The organism is Burkholderia sp. GbtcB21 (assembly GCF_019091065.1).
GTDB classification, from domain to species: Bacteria; Pseudomonadota; Gammaproteobacteria; order Burkholderiales; family Burkholderiaceae; genus Burkholderia; species Burkholderia pyrrocinia_C.
Window position 1 is genome coordinate 1 of sequence record NZ_JAGXKA010000075.1, and the last position, 957, is coordinate 957.

Consider the following 957-nt stretch of genomic DNA (forward strand, 5'->3'; position numbering starts at 1 on the left):
CGCTTCGGCATTCAGCCTTGCCACGCCCGCGTCGTCGATAACCTCGCGTGATCGCCTATTAATCAGTGATTCCCTAATGGCGCTTGTGCCGCGCCCGGCCCGTATACCGTTCCGCCGAATTAGTGTATGCGATCCACGAACGACGTCCGTCAGAGTAAATCGGTGGAGTGCTCGAGGTGCGGTAAGGAAGCGGATCAGCGCAGGTCGGCCGGCATTTTCCAGGGCAGCAGCGCGTCGTAGTCGTCGACGGTGGTCGCCAGCGGGAGGCGTTGGAACAGCCAGGTGAGATAGCGATACGGATCGATGCCGTTGGCCTTGCAGGTCTCGACGAGCGTATAGAGGTTCGCACTCGCGTACGCGCCTTCGACGGTATCCGAGAACAACCACCCACGGCGCCCGACGCAGAACGGGCGAATCGCGTTCTCACAGGGGTTGTTGCTGATCGGGCAATCGCCGTTCTCGACATAGCGAATGAGCTTCGGCCACTGTGAACGCAGATAGGTCAGCCCCTTTCCGAGCTGGCTCTTCGGCGCGACGCCGGGTGACTGCTCGAGCATCAGCGCGTGAAGCGCATCGAGTACGAGCGCGCTGTATCGTCGTCGCAATCGCTGTCGTCGCGATGCCGGCCAAGTTGTGCTACGCGCTTCGGCGGCGAACAGCTTGCCGATCAACTTGATGAAGCGCGTCGCGAGCCGATCAGGTGAACCGCCCCGGGAATCGTGGAGGCTGGTTGGTTTAAGTTGATGCGAGTTCAGCGGCAGCTGTTTCAAGTTGCCGATAGTAGTTTGCCTCAGCTTCGGCGGGCGGGATATAGCCGAGGGGTTCCATCAACCGATGATGATTGAACCAGGTCACCCACTGCAGCGTTGCCAGTTCAACGGATTCCCGCGTTTTCCAGGTGCGGCGATGAATCAGTTCAGCCTTGTACAAGCCGTTGATCGTTTCAGCCAGGGCGTT

1 protein-coding gene and 1 pseudogene are annotated in these 957 nt (G+C 60.1%); both read right to left on the reverse strand.

Going from position 1 to position 957, the window contains the following annotated elements:
- Positions 1–194: 194 nt before the first annotated feature.
- Positions 195–704, reverse strand: a pseudogene (locus KVT39_RS36390) (transposase); the annotation flags it as partial.
- Positions 705–735: 31 nt separating this feature from the next.
- The coding region (locus KVT39_RS36395) for an integrase core domain-containing protein (RefSeq protein ID WP_217591422.1) at positions 736–957 on the reverse strand (222 nt) is incomplete at its 5' end.